Origin of the sequence: Amycolatopsis sp. cmx-8-4, assembly GCF_046548675.1 — a bacterium.
Classification (GTDB): Bacteria; Actinomycetota; Actinomycetes; order Mycobacteriales; family Pseudonocardiaceae; genus Amycolatopsis.
Map to the genome: position 1 here is coordinate 184498 of NZ_JAEBDZ010000010.1, position 24096 is coordinate 208593.

General features: G+C 72.1%; 28 protein-coding genes. 14 read left to right on the forward strand and 14 right to left on the reverse strand.

The genetic code is table 11. The annotated features are described in order from the left end of the window. Nucleotides 1-2 precede the first annotated feature (2 nt). Nucleotides 3-698, reverse strand: coding sequence for a response regulator transcription factor (locus ACLJQZ_RS22985; protein ID WP_247063947.1), 696 nt, complete (start codon nucleotides 696-698; stop codon nucleotides 3-5). Between the two features lie 42 nt (nucleotides 699-740). On the opposite strand from ACLJQZ_RS22985, the gene hisN reads away from it, so the two are divergent. Beyond that, nucleotides 741-1526, forward strand: a complete 786-nt coding sequence (hisN, locus tag ACLJQZ_RS22990; RefSeq protein WP_410621961.1) for a histidinol-phosphatase — start codon at nucleotides 741-743, stop codon at nucleotides 1524-1526. 363 nt (nucleotides 1527-1889) lie between these two features. Then, entirely contained in the window at nucleotides 1890-5138 is a 3249-nt protein-coding gene (locus ACLJQZ_RS22995; protein ID WP_410621962.1) for a GH92 family glycosyl hydrolase, read from the forward strand. Nucleotides 5139-5196: 58 nt separating this feature from the next. On the opposite strand, the gene ACLJQZ_RS23000 is transcribed toward ACLJQZ_RS22995, so the two are convergent. The 5 genes from ACLJQZ_RS23000 to ACLJQZ_RS23020 form a co-directional block, all read right to left on the reverse strand. Beyond that, the gene (locus ACLJQZ_RS23000; RefSeq protein ID WP_247060908.1) at nucleotides 5197-5457 is read right to left on the reverse strand and encodes a hypothetical protein; all 261 of its coding nucleotides are present in this window, start codon (nucleotides 5455-5457) and stop codon (nucleotides 5197-5199) included. Further along, complete coding sequence (locus ACLJQZ_RS23005; RefSeq protein WP_410621963.1) at nucleotides 5454-6413, reverse strand: TNT domain-containing protein; 960 nt, start codon at nucleotides 6411-6413, stop codon at nucleotides 5454-5456. Before ACLJQZ_RS23005 ends, ACLJQZ_RS23000 begins: the two co-directional genes overlap by 4 nt. 110 nt (nucleotides 6414-6523) lie before the next feature. After that, complete coding sequence (locus ACLJQZ_RS23010; RefSeq protein WP_410621964.1) at nucleotides 6524-7453, reverse strand: hydroxymethylglutaryl-CoA lyase; 930 nt, start codon at nucleotides 7451-7453, stop codon at nucleotides 6524-6526. After that, on the reverse strand, nucleotides 7453-8019 hold the full coding sequence (locus tag ACLJQZ_RS23015; RefSeq protein WP_328613747.1) for a PH domain-containing protein: 567 nt from the start codon (nucleotides 8017-8019) through the stop codon (nucleotides 7453-7455). Before ACLJQZ_RS23015 ends, ACLJQZ_RS23010 begins: the two co-directional genes overlap by 1 nt. An 85-nt stretch (nucleotides 8020-8104) precedes the next feature. Continuing rightward, a complete protein-coding gene (locus ACLJQZ_RS23020) occupies nucleotides 8105-8905 on the reverse strand; it encodes a biotin--[acetyl-CoA-carboxylase] ligase (protein ID WP_410621965.1) in 801 nt (266 codons plus the stop codon). 81 nt (nucleotides 8906-8986) lie between these two features. Here ACLJQZ_RS23020 and ACLJQZ_RS23025 point away from each other — a divergent pair, with 81 nt between their 5' ends. After that, nucleotides 8987-10060: a C40 family peptidase gene (locus ACLJQZ_RS23025; RefSeq protein WP_410621966.1), complete on the forward strand. Its 1074-nt coding sequence runs from the start codon at nucleotides 8987-8989 to the stop codon at nucleotides 10058-10060. 1 nt (nucleotide 10061) lies between these two features. Here the strand turns inward: ACLJQZ_RS23025 and ACLJQZ_RS23030 are convergent, their stop codons facing one another. Continuing rightward, on the reverse strand, nucleotides 10062-10490 hold the full coding sequence (locus ACLJQZ_RS23030) for a hypothetical protein (protein WP_410621967.1): 429 nt from the start codon (nucleotides 10488-10490) through the stop codon (nucleotides 10062-10064). A 104-nt stretch (nucleotides 10491-10594) separates the two neighbouring features. Between ACLJQZ_RS23030 and ACLJQZ_RS23035 the strand changes: the two genes are divergently transcribed. Further along, complete coding sequence (locus ACLJQZ_RS23035) at nucleotides 10595-10933, forward strand: VOC family protein (RefSeq protein ID WP_410621968.1); 339 nt, start codon at nucleotides 10595-10597, stop codon at nucleotides 10931-10933. Here the strand turns inward: ACLJQZ_RS23035 and ACLJQZ_RS23040 are convergent, their stop codons facing one another. Continuing rightward, nucleotides 10934-11959, reverse strand: a complete 1026-nt coding sequence (locus ACLJQZ_RS23040) for an alkene reductase (protein WP_410621969.1) — start codon at nucleotides 11957-11959, stop codon at nucleotides 10934-10936. It lies immediately after the preceding gene. 64 nt (nucleotides 11960-12023) lie between these two features. Between ACLJQZ_RS23040 and ACLJQZ_RS23045 the strand changes: the two genes are divergently transcribed. Then, nucleotides 12024-12911, forward strand: coding sequence for a sigma-70 family RNA polymerase sigma factor (locus ACLJQZ_RS23045; RefSeq protein WP_410621970.1), 888 nt, complete (start codon nucleotides 12024-12026; stop codon nucleotides 12909-12911). Here ACLJQZ_RS23045 and ACLJQZ_RS23050 read toward each other — a convergent pair. Continuing rightward, nucleotides 12868-13158, reverse strand: coding sequence for a hypothetical protein (locus tag ACLJQZ_RS23050; protein ID WP_410621971.1), 291 nt, complete (start codon nucleotides 13156-13158; stop codon nucleotides 12868-12870). The genes ACLJQZ_RS23045 and ACLJQZ_RS23050 overlap by 44 nt on opposite strands. Nucleotides 13159-13209: 51 nt before the next feature. On the opposite strand from ACLJQZ_RS23050, the gene ACLJQZ_RS23055 reads away from it, so the two are divergent. After that, nucleotides 13210-13350, forward strand: a complete 141-nt coding sequence (locus ACLJQZ_RS23055; RefSeq protein WP_410621972.1) for a hypothetical protein — start codon at nucleotides 13210-13212, stop codon at nucleotides 13348-13350. 34 nt (nucleotides 13351-13384) lie between these two features. Here ACLJQZ_RS23055 and ACLJQZ_RS23060 read toward each other — a convergent pair whose 3' ends face one another. Then, nucleotides 13385-14326 carry a GlxA family transcriptional regulator gene (locus ACLJQZ_RS23060; RefSeq protein ID WP_410622075.1) on the reverse strand — a complete coding sequence of 314 codons (942 nt, stop codon included), beginning with the start codon at nucleotides 14324-14326 and terminating at the stop codon, nucleotides 13385-13387. A 197-nt stretch (nucleotides 14327-14523) separates the two neighbouring features. On the opposite strand from ACLJQZ_RS23060, the gene ACLJQZ_RS23065 reads away from it, so the two are divergent. Continuing rightward, nucleotides 14524-15291 (forward strand): NAD(P)H-dependent oxidoreductase, encoded by a 768-nt coding sequence (locus tag ACLJQZ_RS23065; RefSeq protein WP_410621973.1) that lies wholly within the window; start codon nucleotides 14524-14526, stop codon nucleotides 15289-15291. Between the two features lie 58 nt (nucleotides 15292-15349). On the opposite strand, the gene ACLJQZ_RS23070 is transcribed toward ACLJQZ_RS23065, so the two are convergent. Then, nucleotides 15350-16099: an SDR family oxidoreductase gene (locus ACLJQZ_RS23070; protein ID WP_410621974.1), complete on the reverse strand. Its 750-nt coding sequence runs from the start codon at nucleotides 16097-16099 to the stop codon at nucleotides 15350-15352. Next, entirely contained in the window at nucleotides 16096-17031 is a 936-nt protein-coding gene (locus tag ACLJQZ_RS23075) for an NAD(P)-dependent oxidoreductase (protein ID WP_410621975.1), read from the reverse strand. The genes ACLJQZ_RS23070 and ACLJQZ_RS23075 overlap by 4 nt, the downstream gene beginning before the upstream one ends. Here ACLJQZ_RS23075 and ACLJQZ_RS23080 point away from each other — a divergent pair. Beyond that, a complete protein-coding gene (locus tag ACLJQZ_RS23080; RefSeq protein ID WP_410621976.1) occupies nucleotides 17030-17389 on the forward strand; it encodes a winged helix-turn-helix transcriptional regulator in 360 nt (119 codons plus the stop codon). The two genes, ACLJQZ_RS23075 and ACLJQZ_RS23080, sit on opposite strands and share 2 nt — an antisense overlap. Here ACLJQZ_RS23080 and ACLJQZ_RS23085 read toward each other — a convergent pair. Then, nucleotides 17361-18551: an FAD-dependent monooxygenase gene (locus ACLJQZ_RS23085; RefSeq protein WP_410621977.1), complete on the reverse strand. Its 1191-nt coding sequence runs from the start codon at nucleotides 18549-18551 to the stop codon at nucleotides 17361-17363. The genes ACLJQZ_RS23080 and ACLJQZ_RS23085 overlap by 29 nt on opposite strands. Nucleotides 18552-18624: 73 nt before the next feature. Between ACLJQZ_RS23085 and ACLJQZ_RS23090 the strand changes: the two genes are divergently transcribed. Then, nucleotides 18625-19197, forward strand: a complete 573-nt coding sequence (locus ACLJQZ_RS23090) for a TetR/AcrR family transcriptional regulator (protein ID WP_410621978.1) — start codon at nucleotides 18625-18627, stop codon at nucleotides 19195-19197. On the opposite strand, the gene ACLJQZ_RS23095 is transcribed toward ACLJQZ_RS23090, so the two are convergent. Beyond that, nucleotides 19194-19757 (reverse strand): flavodoxin family protein, encoded by a 564-nt coding sequence (locus ACLJQZ_RS23095; RefSeq protein WP_410621979.1) that lies wholly within the window; start codon nucleotides 19755-19757, stop codon nucleotides 19194-19196. The genes ACLJQZ_RS23090 and ACLJQZ_RS23095 overlap by 4 nt on opposite strands. Nucleotides 19758-19837: 80 nt before the next feature. Between ACLJQZ_RS23095 and ACLJQZ_RS23100 the strand changes: the two genes are divergently transcribed. The 5 genes from ACLJQZ_RS23100 to ACLJQZ_RS23120 are packed head-to-tail and all read left to right on the forward strand — an operon-like array spanning nucleotide 19838 to nucleotide 24095. Then, nucleotides 19838-20254, forward strand: coding sequence for a MarR family winged helix-turn-helix transcriptional regulator (locus tag ACLJQZ_RS23100; protein ID WP_410621980.1), 417 nt, complete (start codon nucleotides 19838-19840; stop codon nucleotides 20252-20254). Between the two features lie 56 nt (nucleotides 20255-20310). Beyond that, on the forward strand, nucleotides 20311-21102 hold the full coding sequence (locus ACLJQZ_RS23105) for an SRPBCC family protein (protein WP_410621981.1): 792 nt from the start codon (nucleotides 20311-20313) through the stop codon (nucleotides 21100-21102). 34 nt (nucleotides 21103-21136) lie between these two features. After that, nucleotides 21137-22228: a sensor histidine kinase gene (locus tag ACLJQZ_RS23110; RefSeq protein WP_410621982.1), complete on the forward strand. Its 1092-nt coding sequence runs from the start codon at nucleotides 21137-21139 to the stop codon at nucleotides 22226-22228. Beyond that, nucleotides 22225-22866: a response regulator gene (locus ACLJQZ_RS23115; protein ID WP_410621983.1), complete on the forward strand. Its 642-nt coding sequence runs from the start codon at nucleotides 22225-22227 to the stop codon at nucleotides 22864-22866. The genes ACLJQZ_RS23110 and ACLJQZ_RS23115 overlap by 4 nt, the downstream gene beginning before the upstream one ends. A 29-nt stretch (nucleotides 22867-22895) precedes the next feature. Next, nucleotides 22896-24095, forward strand: a complete 1200-nt coding sequence (locus ACLJQZ_RS23120) for an FAD-dependent monooxygenase (protein ID WP_410621984.1) — start codon at nucleotides 22896-22898, stop codon at nucleotides 24093-24095. The last annotated feature ends 1 nt before the right edge of the window (nucleotide 24096 follow it).

The window sequence follows — 24096 nt, forward strand, 5'->3', positions numbered from 1 at the left end:
GCTTATTCGGCGTTGAAGCGGAAGCCGACGCCGCGGACCGTGGCGATCCGCCGTTCGCCGTCGTGGGTCTTGCTGGTGCGCCCGGCGGCCTCGTCGGCGGCGATGGCGAGCTTCCGCCGCAGCCACGACATGTGCATGTCGAGCGTCTTGGACGTCTTCGACTCGAGGTCGTTCCACACCTCGGCGAGGATCTCGTCGCGGCTGACGACCTGCCCGGCGCGGGTCATCAGGACGCGCAGCAGCTCGAACTCCTTGTTCGCCAGCTGCACCTCGTGCAGGTCGACGGTCACGAGCCGGGCGCCGAGGTCCATCCGGACCCCGCCGGCCTCGAGCACCTCGGGCACCCGGCGGCGCAGCAGCGCGCGGATCCGGGCGAGGAGCTCGGCCAGCCGGAACGGCTTGGCAACGTAGTCGTCGGCCCCCGCGTCGAGGCCGACGACGAAGTCGACCTCGTCGGTCCGGGCCGTGAGCATCAGGACGGGCAGCTCGGTGCCGTTGGCCCGGAGGCGCCGGCAGACCTCCAGCCCGTCCATCCCGGGCAGCCCCAGGTCCAGGACGAGCAGGTCGACGCGCTGGGCGGCGGTGGCGTCGAGCACCGAAGGGCCGTCGGTGACGACGTGGATCTCGTATCCCTCACGTTCGAGGGCGCGGGAGAGCGGTTCGGCGATAGCCGGATCGTCTTCGGCGAGTAGGACCATGCTCACCTGGCCAACTCTACGGCGGGGAGGCGTGAAACCATCGTGACCGTGCCTGGCTACGGAGATGATCTGGCCCTCGCCACCCGGCTGGCTGACGCCGCCGACGCGATCACGACGGCGCGCTTCCGCGCCCTGGACCTGAGGGTGGAGCGCAAGCCCGACCGCACCCCGGTGACCGACGCGGACACCGCCGTCGAAGACGCGATCCGCGCGGTGCTGGCGGCGGAGCGGCCGGAAGACGCCGTGCTCGGCGAGGAGCGCGGCGGCTCGGCCGCGACCGGCCGGGCCTGGGTGCTCGACCCGATCGACGGCACCAAGAACTTCCTGCGGGGTGTACCCGTCTGGGCGACCCTGATCGCCCTGGTGGTCGACGGCGACCCGGTCGTCGGCATGATCAGCGCGCCGCTGCTGGGCCGCCGTTGGTGGGCGGCTTCGGGCGCCGGGGCGTTCTCGTCCGACTCCGCCGGGACCCGGCAGCTGTCGGTTTCCGGCGTTTCCTCCCTCTCGGACGCCTACCTGTCCACCACGGACGTGAACTCGTGGCGCGAGTACCACTCGCGCGAGAAGTACCTGGACCTGCTCGACGCGTGCTGGGAGTCCCGCGCGTTCGGCGACTTCTGGCAGCACGTCCTGGTCGCGGAGGGCGCGATGGACGTCGCCGCCGAGTGCATCGTGAACCCGTGGGACGTCGCGGCGGCGCAGGTGATCGTCACGGAAGCGGGCGGCCGGTTCTCGGACCTGGACGGCGCGGGGCGCTACGACAACGGAAGCGCACTGTCGACGAACGGCCTCCTGCACGACGACGTACTGGGGATCCTCAAGCGTTGACCCGGGCTCGCGCTGCGCCCGAGCGCCCCAATGTGGCGTTGGGTGCGTCAGACGCACCCAATGTGGCGTTGGGTGCGTCAGACGCACCCAATGTGGCGTTCGGTGCGTCCAACGCACCGAACGCCACATTGGGGCGCTGGCAAGCGGCCAACAGCGTCGGCCGCCCCACTGCGCCGACGGACCGGGCGCCGCATCCCGCTCAGGCGCCGACCTCGGAGCGCGCTGACGGGATAGGCCGCTTGGCGGGCACTTCTTGACCGGCCCGAACCGCCGGTGATTCACTCCCAGTGCTCGCCGGGTCACCCCTGCTCTCTGACAACGTTGTCAGGCCTGCGGTGACCCGCTCACCCCGGGAGGAAGAGCATGCGCAGAGTCGTCACCGCGGCTTTGATCGTTCCCCTCATCACAGCCGTGGCCACCCCCGCCTACGCCGAGCCCGACCACGCCAAGGACCTCGCCGCCTACGTCAATCCCTTCGTCGGCGCCAAGGCCGGCGACACCCCCGAGACCAACACCTACGCCGGCGACACCTTCCCCGGCGCCGACGTCCCCTTCGGCATGGTCCAGTGGAGCCCCGACACGCCCCTGCAGCCCAAGCCGCCCGCCGGGCAGGGCCGGTACTACGCCCGCGACCGCGACGGCGGTTACGCCTGGGAAGAGAACCGGCTCCGCGGCTTCAGCCTCACCCACTTCAACGGCGCCGGCTGCGGTGGCGCGGCCGGCGACGTCCCGTTCCTGCCGTTCGCCGGCACCATCACGACGTCGCCCGCGGTCGACGCCACCAAGTACTTCCCCACCTTCAGCCACGCCGACGAGTCCGCGTCCCCCGGCTACTACAAGGTGACCACCGGCTCCGGCATCACCACCGAGCTGACCGCGACGCAGCGCTCCGGCCTCGGCCGGTTCACCTTCCCGAAGAACTCCCCCGCGACGCTCCTGATCGACGTCGCCCAGTCCGCGATGGGCAGCGACGACGCGTCCGTGACGGTCGACCCGGCCACGCGGACCGTCGAAGGCTGGGTGTCGAGCGGGCACTTCTGCCGCGGCCCCAACACCTACAAGGTCTACTTCACCGCCTCCTTCGACCAGCCGTTCACGACGTCCGGCACCTGGCAGAACGCCGCTGTGACGCCGGGCGCGACCACCGCCCGCGGCGGCGACCTGAGCAAGGACACCTGGGACAAGCAGGTCGTCACCGCCGACGGTGGCGCGGGCGCCTACCTGAGTTTCGACCCGGCCAAGCCGGTGCAGGTCCGCGTCGGACTGTCCTATGTGGACACCAATGGCGCGCGGCTCAACGCGAAGACCGAGCAGCGTCAAGACTCCTTCGACACGGTGAAGGCCAAGGCCCGCCAGACCTGGAACGCGCGCCTGAACCAGATCGCCGTCGAAGGCGGCACGGACGCGGCCACGCGCACCTTCTACACCGCGCTGTACCACACCCTCCTGCAGCCGAACGTCTTCTCCGATGTGGACGGTCGTTACCCCGGTTTCGACAAGGCGATCCACCGCGCGAAACCGGGCCACGCGCAGTACGCGAACTTCTCCGGCTGGGACACCTACCGCGACGAGGTCCAGCTGCTGTCGATGCTCGCGCCGCACGAGGCCGCCGACATGGCGCAGTCCATGCTCAACCAGGCGAACCAGGCCGGCGGGGTCTGGGACCGGTGGTCGCAGAACAACGACTTCATGGGCGTGATGGGCGGCGACCCGTACCACTCGATCATCGCCAGCACGTACGCCTTCGGTGCCACGGATTTCGACGCCGGTCAGGCGCTGAAGTCGATGGTCACCGGCGCCACCCGAGTCCAGCAGGCGGGTGAACGCGCCCTCGAACGCCCGGGTCTGTCCGACTACCAGACACTGGGCTACCACCCGAACAACGTCTCCGACATGCTCGAAGACACGACGGCGGACTTCGGCATCGCGCAGCTGGCGCAACGGCTCGGTCAGCAGCACACCTACCAGCAGTTCATGACCCGCGCGCAGTACTGGGAGAACGTCTACAACCCGGCCACCGGCTACCTGCAGACCCGGATGCGCGACGGGCAGTTCCTCTCACCGTTCGATCCCGCGGAGTACCAGGAAATGCGCTACCAGGAAGGGAACGCGGCGCAGTACACGTGGATGGTGCCGTACAACGTCCGCGGCCTCTTCGACGCGATGGGTGGCGACGACGCCGTCAAGAAGCGCCTCGATTTCTTCTTCACGAAGCTGAACAGCGACGCCAGTTCGCCGTACGCGTTCATGTCGAACGAGCCCTCGTTCGAGGTGCCGTGGGAGTACGCGTACGCGGGCGCGCCGTCGAAGACGCAGGACATCGTGCGCCGCTCGGCGGAGCTGCTGTTCAAGCCGACGGAGGACGGCCTGCCCGGCAACGACGACCTCGGCGCGACGTCGGCGTGGTACGTCTTCGCCGCGCTCGGCATGTACCCGGAGGCGCCGGGGCGCGCCGAGATGGTGCTGGCCAGCCCGATGTTCCCGAAGGTCACGCTCACCCGGGCGACCGGGCAGCGGCTCACGATCACCGCGCCCGGCGCGTCCAGCTCGGTGAAGTACGTGAAGAGCCTGAAGGTGAACGGGAAGGCGAGCACGAAGCCGTGGCTGCCGGAGTCGTTCGCGGTGAACGGCGGCCGGCTGGACTTCACGCTCGGCGCGTCGCCGACGTCGTGGGGTTCCGGCGCTTCGGACGCTCCGCCGTCCTTCCGCGACGGCGAGGTGCCGGTGCGCGGCCGCGTCGGCCCGGGCCGGATCGTCGTCGCGCCCGGTGGCGCGGCGACGGCGGCCACCGTGACGGCGGAGGGCATCACCGGATCGGGCCGGGTGACCTGGCACGCCAAGCCGCCGGCCGGGATCACCGTGACGCCGTCGAGCGGGACGCTCACCGTGGGCGCTCACGGCACGGCGTCGCAACAAGTGAAGGTGACGGCCGCCGCCGGGACGCCGGACGCCTACGCGAGCGTGCCGGTGGAGTTCAGCGGGCAGCTGCCGTCGTACCTGCCGGTGACCGTCGGGAAGCCGGGGACGCTGCACGCGGCGAACACGAACGTCGGCGTCACGGACGACCGGTTCGTCCAGTACGGCGACTTCGGCGAGACGGATCTCTACCCCGGCCAGTTCGCCTACTCCGCGCAGGGCCTGGCCAAGAGCGGCGTCAAGCCGGGCGAGAAGGTGCGGGAGTTCACCTGGCCGTCGAGCCCGGCCGGGGCACCGGACAACGTGATCGCCTCAGGGCAAACGCTTGCGGTCGACGCCCCGGCGGGTGCGACGAAGCTGTCGTTCCTCGGCTCGGCGACCGGCGGTGACGCGCAGGGCAGCGTGACCGTCACCTACACCGACGGCTCGACGCAGCAAGGCGCGCTGGGCCTGTCGGAATGGCTGCTCCAGGGCGGCGCGGAGACCCCGCAGTTCGGGAACACCGTCGTCGCGCAGGTGCCGTACGTGAACTCGGCGTTCCCGCGGTACATGTTCCGGCTGTCGCGGCCGTACACGTCGTACCTGTTCGCGACGGCGCCGATCGCCCTGGACCCGGCCAAGCAGGTCCGCAGCGTCACCCTGCCGACGTCCACCGGCACAGCCGCGGCGCACGTCTTCACCTACGCCGTGTCCTGAGGTCCGTGAATGGCACATCGAGGGACTCAGAGTCCCTCGATGTGCCATTCACGGCTTTTCACTTGCCCGGGAGCAGGCCGACGGCGCCGCGGGCGACCTGCGCCCAGGCCAGCCGGCCGAAGAGGTAGTGGCACGCGACCTGTTCGCTGGTGAACCGGGCCCAGTCGTAGCGGTTGCCCTGTTCGCGCCAGAACACCTCCCACGCCCCGTCTTCGCCCTGCATCAGGCACCAGGCGTTGTCGACCTCGGCGCCGAGCGAGACGACCTCGGTCGGCACCCCCAGCACTCCGAGCCAGCGCTGGATCGACTGCGTGTTCATGCGTCCTCCCCCTTGGCCTCGGCCAGGTAGCCGAGGGTGACGAGTTCGTCCGCTCCCAGCAGGGCCCGGTACCGGGTGCCACCGCCGACCTGACCGAACCAGTGCGCCGATTCCGAGCGCCACATGGGCACCTTGCGCACCACGACGTACCGCCGGTACTCGGCGTCGCGCGTGCCCGGTGGCAGCGAGCGTTCCCCGAACGGCGTGCCGTCGGCGGCGAAAACGCGCCCGTACGCCGGTCCGAAGCGGTCGAGCACGGTGTCGACCGGGACCATCACCGGCTGGGCGGGGTACAGGCTGCCGTCGGGGTACTGCTCACCCGGCGGCCAGGCGTATTCGGGCCCGAGCGGGCCGTCGCCGAGGACGAACCGGCGGATCCACACGGCCTGCGTCGCGTGCGCGTACGGCACGTAGTCCGCGGTGACGTACCGCGGGACCGGCAGCGGCGCCGCGGTCGGCGACCGGCGGAACCCGGCGGTGACGTTGGTGAGGGCCTGGTCGTCGAAGATCAGCCGGGCGTCCGGGTGGTCGTTGGGCGGGAAACCGTCCGGGTCGTCGGGCAGCGGCAGCTGCAACGCGGGCTTGTCCATCGCGATCGGCAGGTGCCCGATCGGGAACATGTGGACCAGGAACAGCGCGACGACGCTTTCCCGTTCCGTGCGCGGCGAGCCGAGCGGTGGCAGCGGCGCGGGCGAGCCCGGGCTCATCGGCGGGCCCGCGACCGGCGGAGGCGGGCCGGCGGGCGCCGGCGGGGCCGGGGGCAGCGGGTACGGCGGCAGCAGTGGCGACACCGCGTGCGGCCACGGCGCGGGGCTGCCCGAAGGCGGCGTCGGGGCCTCTTCGAACGCGCCCGAGTCCGTCAGGCCGTAGCCGGGCAGCCGGATCGGCCCGGTATCCAGGTCCGGGTCGAGGTCGACCTCGACCGGCTCGGAGCCCGCCTCGGAAGGCTCGGTCACACCCATCCTCCGGCTCGGTCGGTGCCCACGGGCACAGAACTCTTCGACGCGGCCGCGGCGCTGCCGGTCCCCCTTGATACCGCACCCCGCCACAGCCGGGTCAACCGAGGTCAGCTCAGCGCGGCGACCACCCGGGACGGGCTCGGGCGGCCGAGCTGTCCCGCCATCCACGTACTGGTCGCCACCAGGGCGGCCAGGTCGACGCCGTGGGCGACGCCGAGCCCGTCCAGCAGCCACACGAGGTCCTCGGTGGCGAGGTTGCCGGTGGCCGACTCGGCGTACGGGCAGCCGCCGAGGCCGCCCGCCGACGAATCCACAGTAGACACTCCACATCGGAGCGCCGCGAGGGTGTTGGCCAGAGCCTGACCGTAGGTGTCGTGGAAGTGCACGGCCAAAGTACCGACATCGCCGAACAGCCCGATCAGCGTCTCGACCTGCCCCGCCGTCGCGACGCCGATGGTGTCGCCGAGCGAGAGCTGCGTGCAGCCCAGCTCCAGCAGCCGGCGGCCCGCGTCGGCGACCTGCTTCGCCGGCACGACGCCTTCCCACGGGTCGCCGAAGCACATCGACAGGTAGCCACGGACGTCCAGCCCGGCCTCGCGGGCCCGCGTGACCACCGGCTCGAACATCGCGAACTGCTCGTCGAGCGACGAGTTGAGGTTCTTGCGCGCGAACGTCTCCGTCGCGCTCGCGAAGATCGCGATGTGCTCGACGCCGGCTTCGAGCGCGCGGTCCAGGCCGCGCTCGTTCGGCACCAGCACCGGGTAGCGGACGCCGTCGCGGCGGTCCAGCCCGGCCAGCAGCCGCTCGGCGTCGGCCAGCTGCGGCACCCACTTCGGGTGCACGAAGCTGGTCGCCTCCAGCGTCGTCAGGCCCGCCGCGGCGAGCCGGTCGAGGAACTCCAGCTTGACCTCGACCGGGACGATCGTCTTCTCGTTCTGGAGGCCGTCCCGTGGGCCGACCTCCCAGATCGTGACCCGCTCCGGTAATTCACCCGTGGCGGGGACCCGTTCCGGCAGGCCCAGTTCACGCGTGCCCATCAGCGTCGTCGGTCGCCGCGCGGTTGCGGCGGCAACGGCTCGGTCTGCTGGGGCGCCGGCGCGTGGTAGTCGTCGTTCGGGTTGTCGTTGACCTCGCGGTAGATCACCGTGTGCACCCGCTCGACGTGCGGGATGTCCTCGAACCGCAGCGGCTCGTGCGACGCCGACTCGATGATCAGCGTGCCGCAGCCGAAGACCCGGTCGAGCAGGCCGTGCTCGAACTGGACGCTGTTGATGCGGCTCATCGGGATGTCGATGCCGGTGCGCTTCAGCACACCCTCACGGGCGATGAGGCGATCGGTCGTCACGATGAAGTGGGTGGTGCGCCAGCGCACGAACGGCGTGAGGAACAGCCACACGACCAGCACGAGAGCGACCACCCCGATGGCGATCAGCCCGACCGTGTTCCACGGCGAGCCGGCGTCCCTCGCGAGGATCGCGAGCCAGGTGCCCGCGCCCAGGGTGAGCAGCAACGCGAGCGTCGGGAAGATCAGCATCTTGAAGTGCGGGTGACTGTGCACCACGACGTGCTCTTGCTCGCTGAGCAAATCGTCCGGATAAGCCACGGCGGACGCTCCCAAGGTCGGTGCGGCGGTGTCGTCCCACCGTACCGGCGAGACGCCTGGCCGGTACGTGCAACGCCCCAAACTTTCAGGCCGGGCGGACGTGCACCACGTCACCCGCGAAGACGGTGTGCCGCTGACCGCCCGCCATGTCGACCTGGAGCTGCCCCGCGGCGTCGATGTCGGCCGCTCGGCCGACGAGGGACGTGCCGTCCGGCAGCTGCACCTCGACGTCCTGGCCGAGGGTCGCGCAGTGGGCGCGGTAGTCCCCGAGCAGGCCCGCTTCGGTGAGGTCGCCCGCCGCGTAGCGCCAGCGCCGTTCGAGGTCGTCGAACTCCGTGAGCAGCGCGACGGCGACGTCGGTGCGGTCGGTGGTCGTGGCGCCGTGCTCGGCGAGCGACGTCGCGGGCAGCCCGCCGGGCCCCGGCCGGACGTCGCCGAGCGGCAGGACGTTGAGCCCGATCCCGAGCACGATCGAGGGGTCCGTGCCCCCAACGGCCTCGGCCAGGATGCCGGCGCACTTCGCGCCGCCGATGAGGACGTCGTTCGGCCACTTCAGCACGGCGTCGACGCCGAGACCGGCGGCGGCCGCGCGGACGGCGAGCCCGGCGACGACGGACAGTGACCCGAGGGCCGAGAACGACACGCCGGACGGCCGCAGCGCGACGCTCAGGTACAGCCCCGCGCCCTTCGGCGAACTCCACGATCGCGCGCGCCTGCCGACCCCCGCGGTCTGCGTCTCGGCCAGCAGGACGGTCCGGTCCGCGGCGCCGTCGTCGACGGCTTTGCGCAGGTCGGCGTTGGTGGACCCGGTCGTGTCGACGACGTCGATCTTCGCGTAGCGGTCCTTGAGCGCCGCGCTCAAGCGGGCGGCGTCGATCTCAGGCATGTGCCCACCATATGGGAGTCCCCCTAACGTGCACGCCGCTCGCTCGTTCACACAGAGGTGCGCTCTTCTAAGTTGGACCCCGTGACGACCAAGCCGACTTCCTGGGCTCGTGGCGCGGCCCTGCGCGGCCTCGTCGCGCTCCCGCTCGTCGCCGGGCTGGTCACGGCGGGCTGGCTGCTGGCGGACCGCACCCCGGAGCCCGCACCGGCCCCCGCGCCGCCGCTGCCGACGGCCGCCGGCGCGGCGTCGGGCCCCTCGGTCCTCGAAGTGAGCGCACCGGTGAAGGCCCAGGAGCCGGGTCAGGGCGCGTCCGGCGCGGGCGGCAAGACCCCGCTGCAGCAGTGGGCCGACCAGCTGGCCGGGCCCCTCGACATCCCCGCGAACGCGCTCATCGGCTACGCCAACGGCGAGCTGGCGCTGCGCGGCGAAGATCCGTCGTGCCACCTGTCGTGGGTCACGCTCGCCGGCGTCGGCTCGGCCGCGTCGAACCACGGCCGCGGCGGCGAGAGCCTGCTCGGGCTGTCGGCGGCACAGTTCAAGAAGTACGGCGCGAGCATCCCGGGCGTCGCGAAGCCTGCCGCGGACGACCCCAGCTCGGCGTCGGTCGCGGCCGGCCGGTCGCTCTGCGCGGGCGGCACCGACCTCGGCGCCGGCGCGGGCTGGTGGAAGGCGATCGCGAGCTACCACCCGGGCGGCGAGGCGGAGCTGTTCCGCCAGCGCGTGCTCGGCACGGCCCAGCTGTACGCGACGCTCTCGCTCGACCCGGCCCGCGCGGGCACCCCGTCGGTCCAGGCGGCCCGGTTCGCCCTCGGCCAGCTGGGCCTCCCGTACGTCTGGGGCGGCAACGGCCCGGACGCGGGCGCGGCCGGCTTCGACTGCTCGGGCCTCACGAAGGCGTCGTACGACAGCGCGGGCGTCGCGCTGCCGCGGACGGCCGACAGCCAGTTCCGCTCGATCCCGGCGGTCCCGCCGTCGCAGGAGCCGCGGCTGGGCGACCTGGTGTTCTACGGCAGCCCGGCGACCCGGATCCACCACGTCGGCCTGTACCTCGGCAACGGCCTGATGATCAACGCGCCGACCGAGGGCCAGGCCATCCAGATCCACACGTACCACTCCAAGGGCGACGACTACGCGGGCGCGGGCCGCCCCGCTTGAGTCACGGCTTCTGCTCGATCGTCTCCGGCTTGTAGGCGAACACCGCGCCGTCGGCGGCGAAGACGTGCCAGTCCTCGCAGATCCGGTCGGTCCGGGTCTCCGCGCCGCGCGGCCACCAGTCGGCGGTCAGCGTGGCCGCCGTCTTCGTCGGCGCGCCCAGCACGCAGGTCGGCGGCAGTGCCGCGGTCGTGAACTTCAGGAGCCGCTCGGAACCCGTGGTCCGGATGACCTCGGCGACCGCCTTCGCCTGGTCCGGCACCCAGCCCGGCAGCCGCGCGTCCTGGTTCTTCTTGCCTTCCGCGCCACTCTCGTAGCCGACGGTCTTGACGTGCCCGTTCGCGTTCTCGTCGATGCCTTCCTTGAGACCGCACCCGGTCAGGGTGACCACCAGTGCCGCGCCGACGCCGATCATCTTCGTGCTCGTGTTCATGGGACGAGCTTCGCGGGCCGGCGGCCTCGTCACATCGGTCGTCCGGTCGTGGACGAATGGCCATCCGGCCGATTTTGTCGGTGGTCGCCGCTAGCGTCGGTGGCATGTACGAAGTCGACTTCGTCGAGTTCCCGTCCACGTCGTCCGCGGCGTCGGGCCGGTTCTTCGAGCACGCGTTCGGGTGGGCGGTCACGCCGTACGGCCCGGAGTACGCGGACGTCCGCGCGGCCGGGATCACCTTCGGGTTCCAGGCGGACACGGCCGCGCAAGCCCCCGCGCCCCTGGTCACGATCCGCACGGACGACCTCGCGGCGGCCCGCACCGCCGTCGAGGCGGCCGGTGGGGTGGTGACGGTCGAGCCGTTCGGTTTCCCCGGCGGGCGGCGGTTCCACTTCCGCGAGCCGGGTGGGAGCGAGCTGGCTCTCTGGTGTCCGGCGGAGTGATCAGCCGTGGCACAGGTATCCCCTGACCCCGCCGCCGTAGTACGTCGCCGGGTCGCCGGCGGCGAGGTCGCGGCCGAGCGCGAACCGCGTCACCAGGTCCGGGTTCGCGACGAAGTGCCGTGCGTACGAAACGGCGTCGGCGATCCCGGCCTCGACCACGGCGCTTCCCGAGTCCCGGTCGAAGCCGTTGTTGACGATCAGCGGTCCGTCGAACAGCCGCCGATAACGCGCGAAGGCGGCGAAGTCCGGTCCGGTGTCCGGCCCCCGCAGGTGCAGGTAGGCGAGCGAGCCCAGTTCGCGGACCAGCTCGTCGAGGTCGGCCCGGACGCCATCGTCCACAGTGAACAGTCCCCCGGTCCAGTACGGCGCGAGCCGCACGCCCACGGCGATCCCGGCACCGGCCACGGCGTCGACGACGTCCAGCACCGGCTTCCGCCGGGCCCGCGCCGAACCGCCGTACGCGTCGCGGCGCCGGTTCAGCCGCGGGTGCAGGAACTGCGCGAGCAGGTAGACGCCGTGCGCGGCGACCTCGACGCCGTCGAACCCGGCGCGCCGGGCGTTCACGGCCGCCGTCCGGTAGTCCTCGACGGTCCGCTCGATCTCGCCGGCGCTCATCTCCCGCGGCGTCACCGTGGGCCGCCGGCCGCTGGGCGTGTGCACGGACTCCGCCGGATCGACCGCGGACGGCCCCGCCGGCCGCGCGCCGAGGAACTCCGTGTGCGACACCGCGCCGGTGTGCCACAGCTGCAGCACGATCCGGCCGCCGAGCGCGTGCACGACGTCCGTGACCCGCCGCCACCCGGCGACCTGCTCCTCGGTGTACACCCCGGGGACGTCCGGGAAGCCGACGGCCCGGTCGCTCACCCAGGTCCCCTCGGTGATGACGAGCCCGGCGCCCGCTCGCTGCGCGTAGTACTCGGCGTGCAGGTCCGTGGGCACGCGGCCGCGGGCGCGGGTCGTCGGCGCCAGCACCACGCGGTTCGGCAGGCGCCAGTCGCCCAGGTCGGCTGGGGTCAGCAAGCTCATCGGTCACCTCGGGTCGCGGGGATTCGTCAGGAGAGCGACGGCTGACGCGAGCGGAAGGTGACCGATGGACGAGCTGGCGGAACGGTTCGAGGCCGAGCGCGGCAGGCTGCGCGGGCTGGCGCACCGAATGCTGGGCTCGGCGGCCGAGGCGGACGACGCGGTCCAGGAGGCGTGGCTGCGGTTGAGCCGGGCGGACGGCGTCGACAACGTCGCGGCCTGGCTGACCACGGTCGTCGCCCGCGTCTGCCTCGACGCCTTGCGCTCGCGCAAGGCACGCCGGGAGGATCCGGTCGAGCTGTTGCCCGAGCCGGCCGCCGACGCCGACCCGGCGGGCGAGGTGGAGCTGGCCGACTCGGTGGGCCGCGCGCTGCTCGTGGTGCTTGACGCGCTGGGCCCCGCCGAACGGGTCGCGTTCGTGCTGCACGACCTGTTCGCGGTGCCGTTCGACCGGATCGCGCCGGTGCTGGACCGGACGCCGGTGGCGGCGAAGAAGCTCGCCAGCCGCGCGCGGCACCGCGTCCGGGGCACGTCTCCCCTGCCCGCCACCGACCTCGCCCGGCACCGCCGGGTCGTCGACGCGTTCCTGACCGCGGCCCGCGGCGGCGACCTCGACGAGCTGCTCGCGGTGCTGGCCCCGGACGTCGTCCGCCGTGCCGACGCGGCCGCGTTGCCGGTCGGTGCGCCTCGCGAAGTCCGCGGCGCCCGCGCGGTGGCGGAGGAGACTCAGGTGTTCGGCAAGCGCGCCCGGTTCGCGGAACCGGCGCTGATCGACGGCTTCGTCGGCGTGGTCGTGGCCCCGCGCGGCCGGCTGACACTCGCTTTGCTGGTGACGATCGAGGACGAGCGGGTGGCCGGCTACGACGTGATCGCCGACCCGGCGCGGCTGGCTGCCCTGCGGATCACCCTGGTCACCGCAGCACGACCTCGACCGGAACCGGCCCCGGCGGGATGACCGAACGGATCATCGGCGGCACGCGGACGTCGTCGGCTTCGAAGACCACCCGGAGCTGCTCGAGGTCCGGGTCGGCGAGCAGCTCGGCCAGCTCGTCCGCGCGGGCCGGCTCGGCCGGGATGCCGTGGTGGCGGGCCAGCGAGACGAACAGGAGGGTGAAATCACGGCAGCAGCCGACGATCCGGCTCACGGGCTCGCGCGGGCCGCCGGGCGGCGCCGGGTCGAGTTCGCGCAGGCGGGTGAACATGTCCTCGGCGTAACGCAGGTTGATCTCCCCGCCGCGCGCAGCGGGGAAGCCGTGCTGCGTGATGTCGCCCTGCGCCCAGTAGTGGAAGACGAGCTGCGCGGCGGCTTCACGCAGCGCGGCGACGTCGCTCGGGGTTCCGTCGAGCCAGCCCGCCTGCGGGCCCGGGTCGTGAACCGGCTGTGGCTGACGTAGAACTCGACGGACATGCCGGCCACGCTAGCGGGACTCAGCCGGCCTGCGCGGCCAGTTCGCCGCGGAAGGTGACGCGGTAAGCGCTCGGTGACACGCCGAGTGCGGCCTGGAAGTGCTGGCGCAGGGACGCCGCCGTGCCGAAGCCGGCTTCGGCCGCGACGCGGTCGACCGGCAGGTCCGACTCCTCCAGGAGCTGGCGGGCGCGCTCGACCCGTTGCTGCGTAAGCCATTGCAGCGCCGAGATGCCGACCTCTTCGCGGAAGCGGCGGGTGAACGTGCGGGTGCTCATGGCCTCGCGGGCGGCGAGCTCGCGCAGCGTCAACGGCCGGTGCAGGTTCTCCAGCGCCCACGCGCGAGCGGCCTTGGTCGACGACGTCCGCGGCTCAGGCACCGGCCGCCGGACGAACTGGGCCTGGCCGCCTTCGCGGTGCGGGGAAACGACCGTGCCGCGCGCGACCTCGTTGGCGACGGCCGTGCCGTGGTCGCGGCGGATCATGTGCAGCACCAGGTCGATCCCGGAGGCGACCCCGGCGGACGTCAGCACGTTGCCGTCTTCGGTGTAGAGCACGCACGGGTCGACCCGGACCTCGGGGAACCGCTCCTGGAGCTCCTCGGCGGAGCGCCAGTGCGTGGTGGCCGGGCGGCCGTCGAGCAGGCCGGCCGCGGCGAGCACGAACGCGCCCGTGCAGATCGACGCGATCCGCGCGCCCGCCGGGATCAGCTCCAGCGCGGTCTTGAGGGCCGGCGTCAGCACCCGGGCCATCGGCTCGTACTCGGCGCGGGAAGCCGGGACGATCACCGTGTCGGCCTCGGCGATGACCTCCGGGCCGCGGTCGACCGGAATGGTGAAGTCGGAGTCGGTGCGGACGAGTCCCGGCTCGAGTGCGCAGGTCACGACCTCGTACAGCGGCTCACCCGCCGCGGAGCGCGCCTGCCCGAACAGGCGGTGGACGATGCCCAGCTCCATCACGAGCATGCCGTGCCGGACCAGCACGGCGACGTGGTGGCGCTCGGGGTGCAGGAACACCGACGTGGTTGGGGGGTCCAGGGGGGCTTGCCCCCCGGTTGGGGTCTGGGGCTCAGCCCCAGGAGACAGAGCCATGGCTCGATTCTTGCACAGGTTGGCCATCGGGCCACTCGATCGCGCCCGCCGGCGGCGTGATGATCGAGGTCATGAACGTCTTGTGGGTATTCGCGCATCCCGAGCCGCGCTCGCTGGGCGGGGCCCTCCGCGACGACGGGCTCCGGACGCTCCGGGAGCTCGGTCACGACGTCCGGGAGTCGGATCTGTACGCGATGAAGTGGAACCCGGTCGTCGACGCGGCCGACTTCGGCACAGCGGCCGGGGACGAGCGGCTGGTCGTCGGGGCGACGTCCGCCCGCGCGTACGCCGGCGGTGAGCTGAGCGCGGACATCGTGGCCGAGCACGGGAAGCTGGCCTGGGCGGACGCCGTCGTCGTGCAGTTCCCGTTGTGGTGGTACGGCCTGCCGGCGATCCTCAAGGGCTGGTTCGACCGGGTGTTCGTGAAGGGTTTCGGCTACGGCGTCCGCGCCGGGGACGGCCGCACGCTCCGCTACGGCGAAGGCAAGCTCGCGGGCAAACGCGCGATGGTGGTCCTGAGCGCGGGCGCCCGCGAACCCGCCCTCGGCCCGCGCGGGATCAACGGCCCGCTGAACGACATCCTGTTCCCGCTGCACCACGGGACGCTGTTCTACGCGGGGATGTCGGTCCTGCCCCCGGTCGCGGTGTACGGCGCGGACCGCGTGTCGCCGGAGGAGTTCGCCGAGTCACAAGACCTGCTGCGCACCCGATTGCGCACGCTGGAGACGGCAGAGCCACTGGGGTTCCGCACCCAGAACGGCGGTGACTACGACGACGACCTCGTCCTCCGCCCCGCCCACGCACCCGGCGGCACCGGCCTCGCCATCCACCTCGGCTGACGTGCCGTGAGGGGCACCCTCAGGGCTCGGAAGTCCCTGAGGGTGCCCCTCACGGCGTCTACGCGGGCAGGGTCAGGCGCTGGCCGAGGCCGCCGTCCACCGGGAGGTCCGCGCCCGTGGTGAACGTCGCGTCGAAGGCCAGGAACAGCACCGCCGTCGCCACCTCCTCCGGGGTCGCGTGGCGCTTCAACGGCGTCACCTCGTCGCCCGTGGCCTTGAACGCCGCCAGGACCTCGGCGGGGACACCGGTCACGCCCATCGTCGGCGTATCGGTGTAACCCGGGCTGACCACGTTCACCCGGATCCCGCGCGGGGCCAGCTCGGCCGCGTACGTCCGGGCGAACGACCGGACCGCCGCCTTCGCCGCCGAATACGGGCCCATGCCGGCGATCCCCGCCCCCGCAGCGACCGACGTCGTGAACACGAACGAACCCCCGGGCCGCACCAGGCCCGCCAGCCGCTGGGCCGTGAAGTACGCGCCCTTGGTGTTGACGTCGAACGTGCGGTCGTAGACCTCGGGCGTCGCCACCTCGTACGGCGTCAAGGTCGCGAACCCGACGTTGACGAACACCAGGTCCAGCTCGCCGAGCGTCTCCGCGGCGACCGCGCCCAGCGTGTCGATGTCGGCCAGGCTGGCCGCGTCCGAGGACAGCAGGTGCGCTTTGCCCGGCAGCTTTCCGCGCGACGACGAGACGTCGCGGCCGGTCAGCAGGACCTCCGCGCCGCCGCCGAGCAGCGCGCGGACCACCGCCAGGCCCATCCCGTGCGTGCCGCCGGTGACGACGGCCTTCTTTCCCAGGTACTTCACCGGATCTCCTCGATGACGCTCGCGATCGCGTGCGCGCCGTGGCCCGCGTCGACCGCGCGGGTGAACAACTCCGCCAGCGGCGCGGGCACGACCGTGCTGATGCCCTGCGCCCGGCTCGTCTCGACCAGCAGCTTCAGCCCCGCCGCGTTGATGTCCAGGGCCGAGACGTCCGTTGTGTAGTCGCCGCTCGCCACCTGGGCGCTCATGCTTGTCAGGAACCCGCCGACCGCCGCAAGCCACGGCAACGCCATCGGCGTGAACCGCTCCGGCGTGACCCCCTCGGTGCCGACCAGCGCGAGCGCGTGCAGGTAGCCGCTCATCGTCGACCACATGATGCCCAGCAGCGCCAGGTCGTACAGCGCCGCGAGGCCGGCGTCCTCGCCGAGGAACACCGGCTCCCCCAGCACTTCCAGCACCTCGCGGTGCGCTTCGAACGCCGTGGCCGAGCCGCCGTAGAGGATCCGCGCGGCCGGCGTGCCGATGCCTTGCGGGACGGCCATGATCACGCCGTCCACGTAGTCGATGCCCCGCGAGGCCGCCCATTTCGCGGCGTCTCGGGCCTGCTCCGGTGTGCCGGAGGTGAGATTCACCAGCACCGCCGGCGTCAGCTCCTCCAGCACCGGTTGTTGAGTGTCGTGTGTGGACAGACAGCTGAGCACGACGTCCGCCGTGGCGACCTCCGCGGGCGTGGCCGCGAGCCGGGCGCCGCGGTCCAGCAGCGGGCCGGCCTTGAGCGGCGACCGGTTCCACACCACGACGTCGTGGCCCGCCCCCAAGAGCGCGCCGGCGAGGGCGGCGCCCATCCGCCCCAGGCCGAGCACGCCCACCTGTTTTTTGCTTTCTCCCATGCCCATCATGCTGCTGAAGCGCTTTACACTGGACAAGTACCGACTAAATAGTCGGGTACCCACCAAAACGTAAGGATCCTGCATGCTGACCCGAAGCTACCGGTGCGGGCTGGACGCCGCGATCGACGTCGTCGGCGGCCGCTGGAAGGCCCTGATCCTGTGGGCCCTGCACGCCGAGCCGCTGCGGTTCGGTGAGCTGCGGCGCAAGGTGACGGGGATCAGCGAGAAGATGCTGATCCAGGCGCTGCGGGAGCTGGAGGCGGACGAGGTCGTGCACCGCGAGGTGTTCCACGAGGTCCCGCCGAAGGTCGAGTACTCGCTGACCGGCCTGGGTCAGCGGCTGAACACCGCGCTGCTGCCGCTGGGCGACTGGGGCGAGGAGAACATGGCCGGCATCGCGCGGCGCCGGGGCGTCACGCCGGCACCTTCGCATACTCCTTGAGCGTGATCGCGTTGCCCGCCTTGAGCGGCAGCTGCTCGATCACCTTGCGCCACGGCAGGTGCGGCAGCAGCCGCAGGTTGAGGTTGCGCAGCCGGATCCACGCGCGGGTCGGCGGCACGAACCACTTCCCGTTGCCCTCACCCAGTTTCTGGCACACGGCGACGAACTCGCGCATCTCTTCGTGGTAAGCGGTGAACGCCGTCGCGTGGTCGCCGTCGGCCGCCGCGAGCTCGCCCGCCAGCACGTACGCGCCGACGACCGCCAGGCTCGTCCCCATGCCCGAGAGCGGCGCGGCGCAGTACGCGGCGTCGCCGACCAGCGCGACCCGGCCGGTCGAGTACGTGTCGAGCTTGATCTGGCTGGCCGAGTCGAAGTAGAAGTCCGGCGCCCGCCGCATCCCGTCGAGCAGGGCCGGCGCCTCCCAGCTCGCGTCCGCGAAGGTCTCCTCGACGATCCGGCGCTGGGCTTCGACGTCGCGGTGGTCGTACGCGAGCGGCTCGGAACCGAACCAGAACAAGGCTTTCGCTTCCGCGTGGTCGCGGGCGCTGTAGACGCCGATCGTGCGGTTCGGCTCGTTGTAGAACCGGCCGACGTGGTCGAGGCCGAGGTGGTTCGGCACGGTGAAGATCGAGACGTAGTAGCCGAGGTCGCGGCGGTACCGGGACTCGTCGCCGAAGACGAGGGAGCGCACGTTCGAGTGCAGCCCGTCGGCGCCCACGACCAGGTCGAACTCGCGCGGCGCACCGTGTTCGAAGGTGGCCGTGACGCCGTCGCCGTGCTCGGTTACGCCGGTGATCGAGTCGCCGAAGACGTACTCGACGTCGTCCTTCGTGGCGTCGTACAGGATGCGTGAAAGGTCGCCGCGCAGGATCTCCAGCTCGCCGCTCTGGAACGTCGGCGGCGTGACGACCAGCGGCCGGCCGTCTTCGTCCACATAGGTCACTTCGCCCATGTTCGTCGCCGCGGCCTCGACCTGGCCGAGCAGGCCCATCCGGTCGAGGACGCGCAGGGAAGCGCCGCGGAAGTCGACGGCGTAGCCGCCTTCACGGAGCCGAGGGGCGCGCTCGACCACGGTCGGGGTGAAGCCGTAGCGGCGGAGCCAGAAGGCCAGGGCGGGGCCGGCGACGCTGGCGCCGGAGATGAGGACTCGTCTGTTCTGCATGCCGGGAACGGTAACCCGGATTTGGGCGATCGCGCAAGGCGATCGCCTAAGACGTTCGTGCTAACCTCGGGACATGGGCAACAAGGACGCACTGCTGGCGGGCGCGAAGCGCTGCCTCAACGAGAAGGGCTACGCCCGCACGAGCGTGCGGGACCTGGCCTCGGCGGCGAACGTCAGCATGGCCGCGATCGGCTACCACTTCGGCTCCCGCGAGGCACTGCTCAACACCGCGCTGATCGAGGCGAACGAGGAGTGGGGCGAGACGCTGGCGAAGACACTGCAGGTCGAGACGCCGCCGGACGCGTCACCGGCCGAGCGCTTCGAGCTGATCTGGCAGCGGGTGATCGAGTCGTTCCCCGCGCACCGGCGGATGTGGGCGATGACGTTCGAGGCCTACACGCAGCCGGATCTCGACCCGGCCGTCCGCGCGCAGCTGGCGAAGGCGCTCGAACTGGCCCGCTTCGGGCTGGCGAACCTCTTCCAGGGCCTCGACGACGGCAGCGCCGAGGCCCGGGCCGTCGGCACCGTGCACCAGGCCCTGCTTTCGGGCGTGGTGCTGCAGTGGCTCGCCGACCCGGACCACGCCCCCTCGGGCGCCGACCTGATCCACGGCCTGCGCCTGCTCACGAAGGACGTCCTGGCTTAGGCGGTGACCAGGTCGGCGCCGGTGAAGAAGGTCGACGCGGCCGTCATGGCCGACTCGTCCAGCAGGACGTCGCCCGGGCGGCTGCCGTTGCCCAGCAGGACACCGCCCCAGTTCATGCTCAGGTACTCCGCGCACAGCTCGAGGGTGCCGATCAGCGGCTGGGCCTCGCGCGCCGTCTCGCTCAGGACGCTCACGCCCCACAACGACTTCCCGCGCATCCGCGGCTTGAACTCCACCGGCAGGCGCATCCAGCCGGACCAGTAGTCGAGGTACAGCTTCACGCTCGCCGCGACCGAGTACCAGTACACCGGCGAGACGATCACGATGTCCGTCGCGGCGAAGGTCGCGTCCATCAGCAGCTGCTCGTTCGCACCGGGCGTGGGGTGTTCGCCGGCGCCGTGACGGCGATCTTCGAACGGCGCCAGCGGCACCTCGGGCAGCCGGATCCAGCGCTGGTCCGCGCCACTCGGCAGCTCCTTCGCGGCCCGCCGGGCCAGCATCTCCGTGTTGCCCCCGGCCCGCGCGGCGCCGACCAGGAACAGGAAGCTGCGGTCGCTCATGATCAAGTCCCTCCAGTTACTTGCATGTACATATAAAGAGTGTCCCTACAGGTATCCTGAAGTCAAGAGGAGGTCGCGAGATGACCGTCGACGAACAGGCCTGGGGCCGGGTTCTGGTGCTGCACGCCCGTATCGAGCAGGAACTGGGCAAGGCGCTGCACCGCCGCCACGGGCTCGGCCTGTCCGAGTACCGCGCGCTCGGCAAGCTGGCCGCGAGCCCGAAGGGCGAGTTGCGGATGCAGGAGCTCGCCGAGGCGATCGGGCTCAACCAGAGCTCGGTCAGCCGGATGTGCGCGCGCCTCGAAGACGCCGGGCTGACCGTCCGCGACCTGTGCGAAGACGACCGTCGCGGCGTCTATTCGGTGATCACCGACGCCGGCCGCCGGCGCTACGGCGAGACCGAGCCGACCTACGGCGACGTCCTGCGCACCGCGCTCGACAAGGCCGCGAGCGACCCGGAGCTGGCCACGGCGGTCTCCGCCGTCCGCGGCGCTTGACCCTCATATTCCGCAGTGGTTATATACCGGCACAGGCAACCTACCAGGAGGACGCCGTGCCCGCGAAGCTGCAGACCGTCGACGACCGCCCCGCGCTCAGGCTGGAACGCCGCCTGAAGCACGCGCCGGAGAAGGTCTGGCACGCCATCACCGACCCGGCCGAGCTGGCGCACTGGTTCCCGGCCGCGGTCGACGTCGACCTGCGCGACGGCGGCGCGATCCGGTTCACCTTCCCCGGCGCGGACGACGTCACCACGGGCCAGGTCCGCACCGTCGACCCGCCGCGCGAGTTCACCTTCACCTGGAACGACGACACCCTGCGCTGGCTGATCTCCCCGGACGGCGAGGGCAGCCTGCTGGAGTTCACGCACACCTTCGGCCGCGGCGACCCGGCGATCGCGAAGCTCGCCGCGGGCCGCACGGCCGCGGGCTGGGACGTCTGCCTCGACACCCTCGACGCCCGCCTCGCCGGTGAGAAGCACGAGCCGCCGGCGGACTGGCACGCCCCGATGGCGTCCTATGTGGACGATTTCGGCCTCGGCGACGGCGAAGTCCTCGCAGACGGCACGATCCGCTTCCGCCGTGACCTCGTCTGGAAGCCTCTCGACGAAGTCCGCGCGCTGCTGCCCGACGAGGCCGGCTGGCACGTGATCCGCGACCCCCTGGACGGCGTCCGCGTCGAGTTCACCGAGGCGCCCGAGGAAGACGTCGCCGCGCAGCTGGCCCGGCGGCACGAGCAGCTCGACAAACTGTTCGCCGCCACCCACGGCGTCGCATTGCCGGACTGGCCGGCCGAGCGCGTCGAGGCCGTGCGCAAGCACTACGCGGAGCGTCCGACTCAGGGTTGACGCGCGGCATGGGCGGCCGCATTACCGTCGGTTCATGCGATTTCGGACGGTCCTGGACGTCCTGGCGGCGGTCCTGCTGGGGCTCGGCGCCGGCGGCAACCTCGCCGCCGGGGCGTGGGCGCTGCCGGCTTGGCTGCCCGCCTGGCTCGGCTGGACGATCCTCGTCTCCAGCGTGGTCCCGATCGTCACGCGCCGGTGGTGGCCGCGGGTCACCTACGGCGGCTCCCTGGTGCTGACGGCGGCGGCGATCCCGATCGGCGGGCCGGTGCTCGGCGTCGCCGTCGTGGGTGCGGCCTGTGCGCTCTACATCGTCGTGATCCGGCTGGACAACCGGATCGTCCGCATCGCGTTCGTGGCCGGGCTGGCCGACGTCGGCGGGCTCCCGTTCGCGCTGCCGACGCCGAGCGTGTCGCAGGCGGTGAACATCGGCGCGGGGGCGCTGATCACCGGGTACGCGTTCGGCCTCACCGTGCGCGCCCGCCGGGAACACGCGGCCACCGAACGGGACCAGGCGGTTTCGGCGGAACGGCTGCGGATCGCGCGCGAGATGCACGACGTCGTCGCGCACAGCATGAGCCTGATCGCGGTGAAGGCGGCGGTCGGCCACCACGTCGCGCCCGACCAGCCCGGCGAGGCGCGGGAAGCGTTGCGCGTCATCGAAGAGACCAGCCGCGAGACCCTCGCCGAGCTGCGGCGGATGCTCGGCGTGCTGCGCGACGGCACCGGCGTCCCGGCGCTGGCCCCCGCCCCGACGCTCGCCGACCTGCGCGCGCTCGCCGGCCGCGCCGAGCAGGCGGGCCCGGCCGTCGACCTGGTCGTCGAGGGTCTCGACGAGCTGCCGAACGGCGTCGGGCAGTCGGTGTACCGGATCGTGCAGGAGGCGCTGACCAACGTCGTCAAGCACGCGGGCGCGACGACGTGCCGGATCCGCGTCACCGGCGAGGACGGCGAAGTGCGCATCGAAGTCCGCGACGACGGCCGCGGCGGCTCCGCGGAACCCGGCCACGGCTTGATCGGGATGCGCGAACGCGTGGCCGTCTACGACGGCGAGTTCAGCGCCGGTCCCGGCGAGCGCGGTTTCCGCGTTTTCGCGCGCCTGCCCTACGAACCGGCCGTGGCCCGGTGACCCGCGTCCTCATCGCCGACGACCAGGCGTTGCTGCGCGGCAGTTTCCGCGTGCTCGTCGACAGCGCGCCCGGGCTGACGGTGGTCGGCGAGGCCTCCGACGGCGTCGAGGCGGTGGCCCTGGCCCGGTACGAAAAGCCGGACGTCGTGCTGATGGACGTCCGGATGCCGGAGATGGACGGCATCGAGGCCACCCGCCGCATCTGCGCGGAAACCGAGGTGCGGGTGCTGATGCTGACGACGTTCGACCTCGACGAATACGTCTACGCGGCGCTGCGCGCGGGCGCGAGCGGCTTCCTGCTCAAGGACACGCGCCCGGCGGACCTGCTGGCGGCGATCGGGATCATCGCCGGCGGCGACGCGCTGCTGGCGCCGTCGGTGACCCGCCGGCTGGTGGCGGAGTTCGCGCGGCTGCCGTCGGGTCCGGTGACGCGGCTGGACGGCGTGACGGCCCGCGAGCAGGAGGTCCTGACGCTGATCGCGCGCGGCCTGTCGAACGACGAGATCGCCGAGCGGCTGCACCTGGGCATCGCGACGGTGAAGACCCACATCGGCCGGTTGCTGCACAAGCTCGCGGCGCGGGATCGGGCCCAGCTGGTGATCGCGGCGTACGAGTCGGGGCTCGTCCGCACCGCCTGACGGCTACGGTGGGTCGAGGGAGGTACACCTTGAGTCGCAGCATCCTGATTTCCGGGGCCAGTATCGCCGGGCCCACGCTCGCGTCGTGGCTTTCCCGAGCGGGCTGGGCGGTGACCGTCGTCGAGCGCTTCGACCACGTGCGCGAGCAGGGCCAGAACATCGACGTCCGCGGGGTCGGGCGCCAGGTGATCCGCCGGATGGGCCTGGAGGACGCCGTCCGCGCCGCCCACACCGGGGAGACCGGCACGGACTTCGTCGACGAGCACGGCCGCGCGATCGCCGCGTTCGCCGGTGGCACCGACGACACCTCCGGCGGCACGGCCGAGCTGGAGATCCTGCGCGGGCAGTTCGCCAAGATCCTCCACGCGCACTCCAAGGACGCCGAGTACGTCTTCGGCGACCAGATCACCGCCCTGCACGACGACGGCGCCGGCGTGGACGTCGAGTTCCGGCAGGGTTCGCCCCGCCGGTTCGACGCCGTCGTCCTCGCCGAAGGCCTGCGCTCACGCAGCCGCGCGCTGGTCATGCCGGACGCGCGGATCGACGAACTGGGCCTCTACAACGCTTTCCTCGCGATCTCGCGCACCGGCGACGACACCGACCGGTGGCGCGTGCTGCCCTGCGGGCGCGGGCGGCTGCTCTCGCTGCGCCCGGACAACCTCGGCACCATCCAGGCGTCCCTGAGCTTCACCTCCGACGTCCGCGGCCTGGACCGGCTCGGCCACGACGACGTCGCCGCGGTCCTGCGGGCAACCTTCGCCGACGTCGGCTGGGCGGCCCCACGTGTGCTCGCCGAACTGGACAACGGCTCGCTGTACTTCGAGGACATCGGCCAGGCGAAGCTCGCCGAGTGGAGCCGCGGCCGGGTCGCGCTGCTCGGCGACGCCGCCTACTGCGCGTCCCCGGTCAGCGGCATGGGCACCACCCTGGCGCTGGCCGGCGCGTACGTCCTGGCCGGGGAGCTCGCCGGCCACGACGATCCGCGCGACGCCTTCGCCCGCTACGAGCAGGTGCTGCGGCCGCTGGTCACGAAGGCGCAGCAGCTCCCGCCGGGGGCGCCGCAGATCGCCCACCCGCGCAGCCGCCTGCAGCTCGCCGCGTTCCGGACCGCCGTGCGCGTGGGGTCGTCGCCGCTGCTCGGCCGGGTCTCGGGCCTGGCGGGCAGGTTCATGACGCCGCCGGCCGAGGCGATCACGCTGCCGGAGTACCCGATCCCGGCCCCCGCGTAGG